Genomic DNA, 13,279 nt, shown 5'->3' on the forward strand with positions numbered 1-13,279 from the left:
CCTCACGTCGCCGTCGCCCTGAGGTACGGGAATGCGGGGATCGTGAGGTAGAGCCGCGCGCGCTGCACGTTCGCGAAGGACGGATCGATCCCGAGCTCCGTGAAGACCTCGCCCATGATCCGGCTCCGGTCGAATCGCTCGTAGATCGGGCGCACCGCGTCGTCCGGGGCCGCGGTCGGATAACGGATCGATTTCGGGGAGGCCCGGAAGTGGCCGTCGGGGCCGCGAATGTAGCTCCGCTGCTCGGTGACCGCGCGCTCGAATCGCGTTTGCAGGAACGCCGCATTGAGCTCCTGCTCCGACCTCCGCGGTCGTGGTGTGTCCTTGCGCTGCAGATAGAACCAGAGCATCGGCGATTTCTCGTGCATCAAGAGGTTCGACACGCGCCACCGCTCGAGGTCGGGCATCTTGTCGTAAAGGCGCTGGATGTCGGCGTCGGAGAAGGACATTTCCCAGAAGATGCTCTCCGCGCGGTACTTGGCGTACAGGCTGATGCAGGGGCGGACGAGCTCGAGCTGGCAGCCCTCCGCCATTTCGGCCAGCGAATCGACGGTATAGCTGTGCTCGACCGGGTTGATGAGCAGATCGGCGAAGTCGGACTCCTCCCAGTCCCGGTGGCGGCTGATGAACCTCGCCATCGTGTTGTCGAGCGCGAACCCTGCCGCGAGCCGCTTGGCCACGGCATGGTCGTGCGCCGAGAGCCCGCGCGTCATGATCCGGATCGCCTTCTGGAACGCGCTCGTGATCGTCCGGTGAAATCGGTTGTAGACGAGCAGCTCCAGCAGGCCGTCCGGTTTCATCGCGCGTGACAGCCGCGAGAGCGCGTGGGCGGGATCATAGGTGTGGTGAATGACGCCCGTGCACACGACGTGGTCGAATGCGCCCTCGTACGGGGCGTCATTGATGCTCTCCAGCTTCAGCTCCAGATTCGTGACGCCGAGCTCGGCCGCGCTGGCCGCGCAGATTTCGAGCGATTTCGTCGACAGGTCGGTCCCGAGCACCCGGGCCCTCGGGAAGCGCAGGGCCGTCAAGAGGGCCTGGTTGGTCCCGCACCCGGCGACCCAGATCGACGGCTCCCGCGGCAGGGCGCGATGCTGGTAATCGCCGACCTCCTGGCTCACCATGACGGCCTCGAAATCGGGGTCGGTGAGCGTCTCGAATTTGGAGGAGTTCCACGGCCAAGGAAAGCGGCTGTAAAAGTCGCCGACCATATCGTCGACCGCGGCGATGGACTCGGCGGATGGCAGGTTCTCCTCGTCGCTGCTCCTCCCCGCCTGCGTGGTCGGCGAGGCGCGCCGCTCTGCCATTGCGAGGTCGAGCGGGAGCGCTGGGAGGGCGGCCGGCGGCTCCACCTGCGCGGTGTCTCCCCCGAGGCGCACGGCCGCGCTCGCGCGGGCCTGCTCGATGCTGCGGGCGAGCGCGGCGATCGTCCGGTTCTCGAAGATGCTGCGCATGTTGAGATCGACGCCGAAGGATTCGCGGATCTGCAGGATGATGCGGTTTCCGAGCAGGGAGTGCCCGCCGAGCTCGAAGAAATCGTCCTCGATGCCCACGTGCGCGAGCCCGAGCGAGCGAGCCCATATCGCCGCGAGCTCGATTTCCGCGGGCGTGCGCGGCGGCGCCGACGTGCTGCCCGCCTCTCGCCGCAGGTCTGCGAGGGACGGCAAGGCGGCCATGTCCACCTTCCCGTTTGTGGTGAGCGGCAGGCTGGGCACGTGGACGAAAAAGCTCGGGACGATGTCCTGGCTGACGAGTGAGGTCATGAAGCTCCGCAGGAGGCCGGGCGCGAGCGGCATTTCGGACGTGTAATAGGCGACGAGGGCGCCATGCCCGCTCTCGTCTTCGCGCAGCACGACGACGCTGTCGCGCACCTCCGGATGCCGCTGGAGGAGCGCCCGCATGCCCGCGAGCTCGACGCGATGGCCGGCGAATTTGACCTGCGTGTCGCTCCGACCGAGAAATTCGAGATCGCCGTCCGGGAGCCGCCGCGCGAGATCCCCTGTCTTGTAGACGATTCCGGAAGGCGAAAGGGGGCTCTTTTGAAAACTCCCCCGCGCCTCGGCCGGATCACCCAGGTAGCCTGTCGCCAGGCAATCGCCGGCGAGGTAAAGCTCGCCGACCGCGCCGTCCGGCACCGGCGTGCGCGACGCATCGAGGACGTAGGCCCGGGTATTCGACAGCGGCCGGCCGATGGGGACGCTGTCCAGCGTATCCCGGTGCGGATCGAATCTGTGGACGATGCAACCCACGGTCGCCTCCGTGGGGCCGTATTCGTTGAAGATCTCGAGGTGCGGCCCGAAGCTCTCCAGCGCGCGCCGCGCGAGCTTCGTCGTGAGCTCCTCGCCCCCCACGATCATCCGCCTGATACGGCGGCTCCGGTTGTCCCGAGAAATGACGAGCGAGAGGTGGCTCGGGGTGAGCTTGACGATGTCGATGCGATCGTCGAGGACGGCGGCCATCAGCGAAGAGATGGGCGAGGAGCCCGGATACACGATGATTCGACCGCCCGTGAGCAGGGGGACGAAGAGGGAGGTCACCGTCAAATCGAAGGCCAGCGACGAATACAACGGAAACGTGGCGGTGCCCGCGCCGACGTAGAGCTCTTTTGCGCACCAAGCATAACTCGTGAGGGCGCGGTGCGGGATCACCACTCCCTTGGGATCCCCGGTGGTGCCCGACGTGTAAATGATGTACGCAGCGTCCTCGGGGGAGGGGAGGGGTGGGACGGGCGCGTCCTCGGCCGCGTCCTGCAAGAGCTCCGGGAGAAAGGCCACGCGTGCAGGGACCTCGCCGAGTCCCTGCGCGAGCCATGGCTCGGTCAGGAGGATCGAGAGACCGGCGTCGCCCACGATGAACCTCGTGCGGGCATGCGGATGCGTCGGATCCAGCGGTACGTACGCGGCGCCCGCCTTCAAGGTGCCCAGAATGGCCACGGGTACATCCACGCCGTGGTCGAGGAGAATCCCGACCCTGCTCCCCGGCCCGATTCCGCTGCGTCGAAGCCGGCACGAAAGCCTGTTCGCTCGCTCGGCGAGCTCCGCATACGTGAGGTCCATCTGCCCGCAGGTGACGGCGACCGCGTTCGGGGTCCGGTCCGCCTGCTGCTCGAAGAGCCGGTGCACCGGCTCGGCTCGCGGGTATTGCGCTACGCTGTGATCCAGATCGAGAGCAGAATTCGTTCGCTCGTTCTTCATACCACCGTCCAATCCCACCCCTCTTCGCGCGCCCAAAAGAACAGAGGCCTTCTTCCTGTCAAGCGAGGAGCAGGAAATCGCAATGCGGCGATGGTGTATTCAATGACCACGTCGAGCGCCCGTGCCAAGGACGCGCATCGGGCGTGCCACGACGCTGTGCGTCTTCGAGGACGACCCCGTCCGTCGCGGTTGGCGTATCCGCGGCGCGTGCTACACCCGTCCCCGCTCTACCAAGGAGACGATCATGAACCTCTACGATCCCTTCGTGCCGCAACTCATCCAGACCGTGGGCCAGGCGCGCGCGTGGCTCGACAAGGCCCAGGCCCTCGCCGAGCAAAAGAAGTTCGACGTCAACGTGCTCCTCGGCTGTCGCCTCGCGCCGGATCAGTATCCGCTCGTGAGGCAGTTCCAGGCCGTCAGCGACGGGGCCAAGTTCACGGCCGCGCGCCTCTCCGGGGTCACGCCGCCCGTCTTCGAGGACAACGAGAAGACCGTCGACGAGATCCGCGCCCGCCTCGACAAGACGATCGAGTGGCTGAAGACCCTCGAGCCCGCGCAGTTCGAGGGCGCCGAGGCCCGCACCGTCACCCTGCCGTTCGCGCCGGGCAAGGGCCTCAAGGGCATCGACTTCCTCGTCAAGATGGCCCTGCCAAACCTCTACTTCCACGCCACCACGGCCTACGCGATCCTCCGCCACAACGGCGTCGACGTGGGCAAGCTCGACTTCATCGGCAATCTGCCGTTCTTCGACGTCTGACGCCGGCGGGCGCGAGGCGAGCCTCGCGCTTCGAGCCACACGCCGGCCGCATGAGCCGGGTGGCTCCATCCATCCTCAAAACCGCCCGCCCACGCCGATCCACGCCCCGCCCGGCATCGGCACCACCCGCGCAAAACGTTCCACGCGCGCCGTCTCCCCGGATTCCGCAGGTCGCGGCGTGGGGTTGTCGAACCAGTACGTTGCGAAGGCGGCCACGCCGAACACGGTCGACATGGCAAACGAGCCGATCGCCCCGGTGCGCAGCACGTTCCGCGACGTGCGCGCCGATTCGTACGCTTCGAGCGTGCCGAGGTCGATGTTCCCCTGCTCGGTGCCGGAAAGCAGCCGCTGTGCCTCGTCCTCCTGCAATGCGGAGCTCACGGCGAGCGCGAAGCCCGAGACGAAGGCCACGCCCGCGCCGGCCACGAGCCCGTACGAGACACGACGCTGGCGGGTCGTCGCGAGCGGGACGTCGAGGCGGTTCGTCCCGCCTCGCTCGATCATCACGCGGAGCGTGCGCGGATCGTGGCCGCGTTGCGCGACGGTGACCACATGCGCGCCGGAGGGCAGCTCGATCGGCGATGCGAGCGGCGCCTCGCCCTGCGAACGTCCGTCGACCTGGATCGCAGCGCCCTGCGGCGCCGTCACTGCGAGAAACGATGGCCGCTCGCGCAGGTTGATCTCCACCGGCAAAATCGCGCCCTCCACGGCCACGATTTCACGCGTCTCCCCGATGAACCCCGGCGCCGAGACGGCGAGCGCATGTTTGCCGGGTGCAATGGCCTCGATCACGGGCACCGTCGTCCGCGCCGCGCCGTCGATCGTGATGACGGCGCCCGGGGTTTGCGTCGTGATCAAGAGCCGCGCCTTCGATACGGACGCCTCGATGTTTTTCTGTTCGAGGCTCGCCGCGACGGCCTCGAGCTCCCCGAGCGCGGCCACGACATCGGCGCGGCGCCCGCCCTCGGGCACGAGTTCGAGATAGCTACGAAAATGCGTGATTGCGGCCTGTAGCACGGCAGGATCACGCACGATCGTGAAATGGCGGCGCTCGGCCTGCGCGAGCGAAAAAAGGACGGTCGGCCGCTCCGGCGTCAGGGCGTGCGCCGCGCGGAAGGCGTCGACGGCGTCGGCATATCGACCCGCCTCGTAAGCCTGCGCGCCCGCGGTGAACAGGATCCTCGCCTCCTCGACCGGATTCCCGGCGCGCGCAGGGCCCGCGAATGCCGCGACGAGCACCGCCGCGAAGACACCGTACACGATGCGCTTCATTTGATCTTCGGGATCGAACGATACAGCTCGAACCCGTCCTCCGTCTGCACGGCCACGTCGTCGACGCCGTCGTGGTCGAAATCGGCAACCGCGAGCGCGCGCACCTGCGCGAGCGGCAACACCGGAATGGGCGCGGCGGTCGCATCCCTGCCCGCGTCGAACTCGTACCGATAGATGGCCGTGTCGCTCGCGGCGAGCACGTCGAACCCCTTTCCCCGCGGGGACTTCACGCACGCGATCGCACGCACGCCCGAGCCGTCGGGGTCGAACGGCGCCGATACCTGCTCGCCCTTTCCGAGATCCCCGTCCGCGTTCCCCCACAGAATCACGAGAGCGCCGCCCGCGCCCGGGGAGCCCGTCCGGACGAGCGCGTCCTCGTGCCCGTCGCCGTCGACGTCGGCGACGACGAGCTCCGCGTCGATCGAGAGCGCCGCGGTGAAAGGCTGCGCGGCGCGGCTCCGGAAGGTCGCCGACGGTTCGTCATAATCGGCGATCATGAGGGCGGCCTGCTTCGGCTCGCCATAGGCTCCGACGACGATGACCTCGTCGATTCCGTCGTCGTTCAAGTCCGCCGCTGCGATGAGCGCGCCATGACGGAACAGGACCGAGCCCGTCGACTCCACTGGTGAAAACGACGAATCGAGCGCCTCGCTCGCCACGGGCAACCCCGGCGGGCCGTCCTCGAAGGCCTCGACGCGGAACAGGCGCAGCTCTTCGGTCTCTGGGCGCACGCCGAGCGCCGCGATGTCGGCCGTTTCATCGCCGAAGTGCCCGAACGTGAGCGCGATGGGCAAAAATGACCTGCTCCCGCCCCGCAAAGGCAAGGCCGGGAAGATGTTGCGTGACGTCCGCCCGTGGAGCACCGCCAGCGCGTCCGACTTGTGCAGTTCGGCCTCGAAGACGACGGCCACGTCCGCCATCGCGTCCATGCCCGTTTGCCCCACGTAATGCCCCGCGGTGATCTGCTCGACGGTGCCGGCCTCGACCGCGGCGACCGCCGGCGTCGGCGCGCCGAACGGCACGCCGAAGCTCACGGCGAGGTGATCGACGGGCTCGCCGTTCTCCCCGTTCTCCTCGCTGAAGACGAGATCGTCGAGCAGATCGCCGTCGATATCGCCGACCGTGAGCAGCCGCGTGGGGCCATGCGTCGAGATGACGGCCGGAGCGAACACGCCGCCGCCCGCGTTGTTCAAGAAATCGAGGTCGACCACGCCCGCCGTGCTCGCCACGACGTCGAGTTTGTCATTGCCGTTGAAATGCCCGATCACCGCCTCGGACCAGGATGCCCCGAGGTTGCCATACGCGAGCTCGTACCCCGTCGGCTGAGAGAGCACGAGCCCGCGCGGCACGACGAAATCGGCGCGGCCGTCGGTGTTCAGATCCGCCATCGCGAGGGGAAATTTGGCGTCGCCCGCCGCCTCCGGTAGCACGTACGGTCCTGCCTCGTTCAGGGTCCCCCCCGGGTTCTTTGAGACGAACGTGCCATTCCCGAGCCCGAACGCGACGTACGTCTGCCCGCCCGCGCCCACGACGATGTCGAGGTGCCCGTCCAGGTCCACGTCGGCGACGAAGACCCCACGATCGATGGGCGCTTCCGGCGGAAGCTTCACGTGGAAGAGCGTGTCGCCCGCATTCCACTCCACCCCGGAAGGTCCCAGCTTGCAAGGCGTGAACACGGGCACGTCGGTGGCTCCGCGATACGCGACGAGGATCTGCTTGCACGGCACGTCCTCGTCGAGCGCGGCGGCGAGCATCGGAACGGCACCGATGACGGCCGCCTCGCCTCCCGGCATCGGCGTGAGCGCGACGGGAGGCGACCCGTCCCCTGCGAACCCCGTGAGCGACGCGCCCTGCTCGACCGAGTCGGTGAGCGCCACGATTTCGTCTCCCGGCACATCCGGCAGCACGTCGACGAACAAGAGCCGCGTGGATGTCCCTTGCTCGAGGAGGATCGAAGGAACCATCGCGAAGCGCGCCGCCTCTTCCGGGTATCCGCGCAAGATCGCCACACCCTCGCGATCCGCGAAGGCCACGTCCCGATGAGCTTCCCCCGTCCCGGCGCCGACGGCCGGAGCCGCGATCTCGAACGGAAGCTCCGTGAGCGCTTCGGACAGGGAAAACCCCTTCGAGGAGAGCGCGCGCGCCGGCCGGAGCCCCGCGGCGTCCGGCGCGCCGAGCAAGAGGAGATCGGGCGACCCGTCGAGATCAAAATCCCCCGCGCGCAGCGACGTCGGCCACGTGAACCCCTCGCGCTCGCCGGTAGGCTCGATCGCGCCCGACGTGCGACGACAAACCTGATCGGACCCGCACCCGTAGCCCGCCGGGCACGTGGCATCCGGGGCCGCGGGGTCACAGACGAACCGACACTCGTTCGGCGCGTTCATCGGCGCACACGAGCCCGGCGCGGGCGCGTGGCCATCACAATCCTCGCCCGCCTCGATCACGAAATTGCCGCAGACGCCCTCCGACAACGTGGGCAACGGCGCGCACGCCGGAGCCGCGAGCGTGAGCAAGAGCGCGGCAAAGACGAGCGCAGGGGGCGCACCGCGCGCGCGGCGCATCAGAAGGGCTCCAGGTCGCCCGGGACCTTGCCTTTGGTTCCGGCCTTCGGCGTGCGCGGCGTGGACTTCGTCGGCTTGAGGTCGACGGCGAGGACACGATCGACGTCCGGCACCACCGTGATTTCGGCAGGTGTATGTCCATCTGCGACAAACCGCAGCTCGATCGGCGCCTCGCCTCGAGCGAGCACGAGCGGGCCAGGCACCGTCCCGATGAGCTCGGCGCCGCGGTAAACGTGCGTCCCCTTCGGCGCGGACGAGACGTTGATCGTGACCTCGACACGCGCGGCCGAAGGCGTCGCGGAGGCCTGCGCCACCACGGGGAGCACCTGCGCGCTCTCCGCGGGCGCTGCGGCGGGCGGAGGCTCGGGCGCGCGCGTGGACGCGGGGGTCATCACGGCAGGCGCGCGGTGCGAGAGGGTCACCGCGAGCCCGATTGCCGCCGCGAGGGCCACTGCAATCGCGAGGACCCATCGCGGCGATCGGCCGGACAAGGACGACACGCGCCCGCTGCCGAGCGACCTTGCGAGGGGCGATTCGCTCGTGTTGTCCTGCGGCGCCTCCGCGTTGCCTCCAAGCGGTGTCGCGCCGGCTTCTCCCGCCGCGACGACGTCCACACGCATCGAGGCCGGCGCCGGGAGCGAGGGCACGCCGCCCCCGGCCGCCGCGCTTCGCGCCGAGACCCGCTCGATCCGCGCGACGAGCGCCTCGCGCCCCGGGGCAAACGGCGCGAGCGCGCGGGCGAGCTCGCCGACGGTCGTATACCTGTCGCTCGGCTCCTTTTCGAGGCAACGCACCAGGATCGCCTCGAGCGCGGGCGGCGCGTCCGCGCGCACCTGCGCGAGCGGTTGCGGCGGATCGCGGACGACGGCCGCCATCATGTCCGCCATCGTGCGCGCGGGAAACGGCAGGCACCCCGTGACGAGCTCGTACAGCACGACGCCGAGCGACCAGATGTCCGCGCGCGCATCGACATCGGCCGCGCTGCGGAGCTGCTCGGGAGCCATGTAACTTGGAGAACCAAAGATCTGACCCGACTGCGTGAGCGACGACGGCGACGACGGCGTGCTCGGCAGGCTCATCTTGGAGACGCCGAAATCGAGGACCTTCACGATCTCGGTCTCGTCCGGTTTGCGGGCGAGAAACAGGTTCGCGGGCTTCAGATCGCGGTGCACGATCCCCACGGCGTGGGCGGCGGCGACTGCGTCGCAGGCTTCGAGCACGTGGCCCACGGCGACGGAGACATCGAGCGGCCCCTGATCACGCAGCACATCGGCGAGGTCTTTCCCGTCGAGCAGCTCCATGACGATGTACGCGCCGCCTTCGGGCAGCACGCCGGCGTCCATCACGCGCGCGACGTGATCGCTCTGGATTTTGCCTGCGGCGCGCGCCTCGCGGATGAAGCGCGCGATCGCGTCGGCGTCGTAGGCGGAGTCCTCGTGCAGGACCTTGACGGCGACTGGCTGCTCGAGGTCGACGTGCGTCGCCAGGAGCACGAGCCCCATTCCTCCCCGGCCGATCTCCCGCTCGATGCGGTATTTGCCGGCGATGACCTCCCCAACGGTCGCCACGTCTTCACCCTCCGACGCAGAGCCGCGACTGACCGCGGCTTGCATCGCACGAGAATACACGAAGCGATAGCCCCCGTATGCTCGTCCGACTGTCAGAATTCTGCCCTCTCGTGTAGGGAGCTAGGCCAGGTCCGGCTGCGCAAATTCCCAACGCGGCCGAGATCTCCGATTAGGTCTTTCTCTTACAGAGACAGGAAACTCCTGACGGTATCATGCGTCGGACCGAACCGAGCTCGCTCCAATGCCGGCACGACAATCGTTTTGGTGAAATCGACGAGGCAGAACGCCGCCGGCAGCGTCCGCGCGTGGTTCCGGCTCATGTGGCCTCCGCTGAAAAGTTGGCCCAGCGCGGGCGGCTGTCGTCATGGACGCGGAGGTGGATCTGCGCGCGCTCCCGCCCGATGTCCTGATCGTCCTCCTCGCGGCGGCGGCGCTGCTCGCTTTGGTGCAGACCGCGCGGATTGCCTGGCGAGGCTTCTGGCGGCGGCGCACGATCGCGATTCGCCGAGAGCGGGGCGCGGCGGGCGAGCTTCGCGCCGAGGGCCTGCTTCGCGACCTCGGCTTCACCATTCTGGGCCGGCAGGTGGCCGTCTCGTATGGCGTGCGGGTCGACGGGGATCCCGTGGCGATCGATCTACGCGCCGATTACCTCGTGGGCTTTGGCGACAAGCGTTACGTGGCCGAGGTGAAGACGGGCCGCGCGGCGCCGCGGATCGACACGCCCGGCACGCGCCGCCAGCTCCTTGAGTATCGCATTGCGTTCGACGTGGACGGTGTCTTGCTGGTCGACGCCGAAGCGGAGCGGGTGCATGCCGTGGAATTTCCGCTCGACGGAAATGATTCCTCGCGCCCCTCGCGCCTGGCCTGGCTGCTCGTGGGCGTCGCGCTCGGCGCATTCGCTGCGGCGGCTGCGCGGTTCGTGTTCTGATCCGGCGCGCTGCGCGTCCTTCAAGCCGGGGTCACGAACACGGTCGCCACGAGCTCGCCTCCCGGGGCGGCCTTGTACATCACCCGGATGACCCGGAACTTCGCCTCTTGCCCGCCCTGCTCGAGGAGCAGGAGCTCCCCTTCGCGCGGGATCGTGGGCCCGCGGAAGACCTGTATCAGCTCCCAGGATTCGTGGCAGATGCGGTGCAACGACGAGGACAACATGACGTGCGCCGGAGGCTACCACGTCTTCACGACGACGGGAGTCCTTGCCGCTCGATCGGGCCGGCGGGTTCTGGGCGGTCACCCGAGGCGATGGTAAGGTATGCCATGTCGTCGTCGGCGATCCCCACGGTCATCCAGCCTCACGCCTTTGCCCGAGGGGAATGGCAGGCCGCCGCGCCTGCGGCGCCCATCGCTGCCGCGCCCTTGAAGCTCGTCACGTGGAACGTATGGTTTGGCGCGCACAAGTTCCGCGTGCGGCAGGAGGCGCTGCTCGCCGAGCTTTCGCGACGGAGCCCCGACGTCATCGTGCTGCAAGAGGTGACCCGCAAGCTCCTCGCTGCCCTCGTCGATTCTCCCTGGGTTCGTTCAGGCTATCAAATATCCGACGTCGAGGGCAGCACCTTCGGTCGTTACGGCGTCGTGTTGCTTTCGCGTATTCCGATCCGGCGGCTCGTCTTGCTCGACCTCCCGACCGAAATGGGGCGATGCCTCCTCTCGGCCGAGCTTTCGTGTGGCCTCACCGTGGCGACGATTCACTTGGAGAGTACGTCCGAGTGCACGGCGACGCGTGTTGCCCAGCTCAACATCATCCAGCCCTACCTCGCCGCATCGAGCCCCGACGTGGTCTTCGCGGGCGACATGAACTTTGCGCCCGACGCTGCGGCGGAGAACGCCTCGCTCGACCCGACGTTCGTCGATGTATGGCCTGCTTTGCATGGAGATCGCCCCGGCTTCACGGTCGACACGAACATCAACTTCATGCGTTACGTCATGCACGCCGAGCATGCCCATAAGCGTATCGATCGTGTCTTCTTGCGCAGCCGCGCCTGGTCTCCACGTACGGCGACGCTCGTCGGCATGGAGCCGATCGACGAAGAAGATACGTTCGTCTCCGATCATTTCGGGATCGAGGTCGAGCTCGCGCCTTCGTGAAGGACTGAATGCTGAGAGGGTGATTTTTTATCATCGTCGACGTCGTGCGTGATCGCTTGAACGAGGGTCTCGATGGGCTCCGCGGCTATGCCGATGAGCTGCTCGCCGAGGCTATCGCCGCTCGTCACCTTTTCTCGGAGCCGAGCGCGAGGATCTCGCGGTTGATGACGAGGTACTGAACCACCGGCATGAAAGGATTCTTGCGGAGGCCGCGGGGGTCCTGTCAAGCGCGGCGCCTTCCCCCCTGCGCATCCTGACGTCGATGCCCGGCGCATTGCCGCAATTTGGCACAGTTTGCGCAAACCCTGCACAACCGCGAGACCCTGGAACCCTGAAGCGCGGCTCTCTCCTGCCTCGGCGCGGTTCTTGCCAAGCGCGCCCCCCGCCATCCTACCGAGAGGTAACATCTTGATCCGACACATCATTTCTTCGATTCTCGCCGTCGCGCCCATTGCCCTTCTCTCCTCGACCGCCGCCGCTGGACCGAGCCTGTCCCGTGCGCTCGCCATTGCTTGCGAGTCGAACGATGTCGATTGCGATGCGCCCGAGAAGAGCCTTTCCGCTGCCGTCTCGCGGCGTGTCCTCGTGGGGGACGTCGTCGAATACAGCATCAATCTGCGCGTCGGCCCCGGCACCTATGATGTCATCGGCCTGCACCGCGTCGTGCGCGAATCGGCGCCGAACGTCCCCGCGCCCACCAGCAAGGCCGTCATGATGGTCCATGGCGACGCCTGGGATTTCGAGGCCGCATTCCTCGCCGCAGGCCCCTCGCTGGACGGGGCGAGCTTGCCGGTGCACCTCGCCTCGCACGGCATCGACGTCTGGGGCGTCGATCTCGGCTGGACCCGCGTCCCCGCGAGCGAGGCCAATCTCTCGTTCATGCAAAATTGGGGCTTTCAGCGCGACGTGCGCGACATCGGCACGGCGCTCGGCGTCGCCCGTGTGGTACGCGCGCTCTCGGGCCAGGGGCACGGCCGCTTGCATTTGCTCGGCTGGAGCCGCGGGGGTCAGCTCGCATATGCTTATGCGGGCGCCGAGACCCAGCGGCCCCCCGGTCTGCGCCACGTCGGCGGCCTGATTCCGGTGGACATCTATCTCGAAACGGACGACCCGGATCTCCGCGCGGGCGCCTGCCAGCGTCGGGCCGACGAGCGCGCCCTCGTCGCCGCGGGGCAATATGGAAACAACCTCGGCGGGTCGGTCGGGCCGCTCGGCTACCTCGCTCAGATCGATCCCACGGGCCCGTCGCCCGCGTTCCCCGGCCTCGACAACGAGCACGCCGCCATGACGCTCGGCGCGGCCACGTTCCTCTTGATGCCCCAGCCCCCGGTCCCCTCGTACCATCTCACGGGCGGCCTCTGGGACGCGGCCGGCGTGCAGGATCTCGCGTATGCCGATCCGGCCGTCTGGTTCGACGTCCTCGCCCGCGCCAAACCCTGGCAGCCCTGGGCCATGATTGCGGACGCGGACGCCGCCACCTGCGACGACCCGCAGGATGACGTGCCCTTCGACGATCACCTCGCCGACATCACGGTCCCGACCTTCTACGTCGGCGCCGGCGGCGGGTTTGGCGCGGCCGGCATTTACACGACCACCCTGCTCGGCAGCCAGGACGTGTCGAACCACGTCGTCCAGTATTACCCCGAGGAGTATCGCCTCCTCGACATCGGTCACACCGACATCTTCCAGGGGAGCGACGCGGAGACGCTCTTCTGGGAGCCGATCCGGAGCTGGATCGCGGCGCACTGATCAGGGCGTGCAACGCCGCGGGCCTCCATCCCAAACATGAGGCGATTCGAGTTTCGTGACGTTCCCTTTCGGGTCGTAACGAACCACGAACGA

The 13,279-nt window shown here is 68.0% G+C and carries 9 protein-coding genes; 4 read left to right on the top strand and 5 right to left on the bottom strand.

From position 1 onward, the window contains the following. Positions 1-2: 2 nt before the first annotated feature. Positions 3-3,194: an amino acid adenylation domain-containing protein gene (locus tag QHF84_RS11555; RefSeq protein ID WP_281313298.1), complete on the bottom strand. Its 3,192-nt coding sequence runs from the start codon at positions 3,192-3,194 to the stop codon at positions 3-5. A gap of 244 nt (positions 3,195-3,438) precedes the next feature. Here QHF84_RS11555 and QHF84_RS11560 point away from each other — a divergent pair, with 244 nt between their 5' ends. Continuing rightward, the gene (locus QHF84_RS11560) at positions 3,439-3,951 is read left to right on the top strand and encodes a DUF1993 domain-containing protein (protein WP_281313299.1); all 513 of its coding nucleotides are present in this window, start codon (positions 3,439-3,441) and stop codon (positions 3,949-3,951) included. Positions 3,952-4,026: 75 nt separating this feature from the next. On the opposite strand, the gene QHF84_RS11565 is transcribed toward QHF84_RS11560, so the two are convergent. Genes QHF84_RS11565 through QHF84_RS11575 form a run of 3 tightly spaced genes read right to left on the bottom strand, consistent with a single transcriptional unit; the run spans position 4,027 to position 9,352 of the window. Beyond that, the gene (locus QHF84_RS11565; RefSeq protein WP_281313300.1) at positions 4,027-5,223 is read right to left on the bottom strand and encodes a PEGA domain-containing protein; all 1,197 of its coding nucleotides are present in this window, start codon (positions 5,221-5,223) and stop codon (positions 4,027-4,029) included. After that, positions 5,220-7,784 (bottom strand): VCBS repeat-containing protein, encoded by a 2,565-nt coding sequence (locus QHF84_RS11570; protein ID WP_281313301.1) that lies wholly within the window; start codon positions 7,782-7,784, stop codon positions 5,220-5,222. The genes QHF84_RS11565 and QHF84_RS11570 overlap by 4 nt, the downstream gene beginning before the upstream one ends. Then, positions 7,784-9,352 (bottom strand): serine/threonine-protein kinase, encoded by a 1,569-nt coding sequence (locus tag QHF84_RS11575; RefSeq protein ID WP_281313302.1) that lies wholly within the window; start codon positions 9,350-9,352, stop codon positions 7,784-7,786. Before QHF84_RS11575 ends, QHF84_RS11570 begins: the two co-directional genes overlap by 1 nt. 364 nt (positions 9,353-9,716) lie before the next feature. On the opposite strand from QHF84_RS11575, the gene QHF84_RS11580 reads away from it, so the two are divergent. Then, entirely contained in the window at positions 9,717-10,280 is a 564-nt protein-coding gene (locus QHF84_RS11580) for a hypothetical protein (RefSeq protein ID WP_281313303.1), read from the top strand. Positions 10,281-10,300: 20 nt separating this feature from the next. Here the strand turns inward: QHF84_RS11580 and QHF84_RS11585 are convergent, their stop codons facing one another. After that, a complete protein-coding gene (locus QHF84_RS11585; RefSeq protein WP_281313304.1) occupies positions 10,301-10,504 on the bottom strand; it encodes a hypothetical protein in 204 nt (67 codons plus the stop codon). A gap of 105 nt (positions 10,505-10,609) precedes the next feature. On the opposite strand from QHF84_RS11585, the gene QHF84_RS11590 reads away from it, so the two are divergent. Continuing rightward, the gene (locus tag QHF84_RS11590) at positions 10,610-11,437 is read left to right on the top strand and encodes an endonuclease/exonuclease/phosphatase family protein (protein ID WP_281313305.1); all 828 of its coding nucleotides are present in this window, start codon (positions 10,610-10,612) and stop codon (positions 11,435-11,437) included. A gap of 408 nt (positions 11,438-11,845) precedes the next feature. Further along, the gene (locus QHF84_RS11595; RefSeq protein ID WP_281313306.1) at positions 11,846-13,186 is read left to right on the top strand and encodes a hypothetical protein; all 1,341 of its coding nucleotides are present in this window, start codon (positions 11,846-11,848) and stop codon (positions 13,184-13,186) included. The last annotated feature ends 93 nt before the right edge of the window (positions 13,187-13,279 follow it).

It is taken from the genome of Polyangium sp. y55x31 (genome assembly GCF_029946505.1).
In the GTDB taxonomy this organism is placed as follows: Bacteria; Myxococcota_A; Polyangia; order Polyangiales; family Polyangiaceae; genus Polyangium.

What these genes read in the sequence shown, in the direction of transcription:
- QHF84_RS11555 (WP_281313298.1), bottom strand. Translation starts at nt 3,194, where the DNA reads ATGAAGAACGAGCGAACGAATTCTGCTCTCGATCTGGATCACAGCGTA.
- QHF84_RS11560 (WP_281313299.1), top strand. Translation starts at nt 3,439, where the DNA reads ATGAACCTCTACGATCCCTTCGTGCCGCAACTCATCCAGACCGTGGGC.
- QHF84_RS11565 (WP_281313300.1), bottom strand. Translation starts at nt 5,223, where the DNA reads ATGAAGCGCATCGTGTACGGTGTCTTCGCGGCGGTGCTCGTCGCGGCA.
- QHF84_RS11570 (WP_281313301.1), bottom strand. Translation starts at nt 7,784, where the DNA reads ATGCGCCGCGCGCGCGGTGCGCCCCCTGCGCTCGTCTTTGCCGCGCTC.
- QHF84_RS11580 (WP_281313303.1), top strand. Translation starts at nt 9,717, where the DNA reads ATGGACGCGGAGGTGGATCTGCGCGCGCTCCCGCCCGATGTCCTGATC.
- QHF84_RS11585 (WP_281313304.1), bottom strand. Translation starts at nt 10,504, where the DNA reads ATGTTGTCCTCGTCGTTGCACCGCATCTGCCACGAATCCTGGGAGCTG.
- QHF84_RS11590 (WP_281313305.1), top strand. Translation starts at nt 10,610, where the DNA reads ATGTCGTCGTCGGCGATCCCCACGGTCATCCAGCCTCACGCCTTTGCC.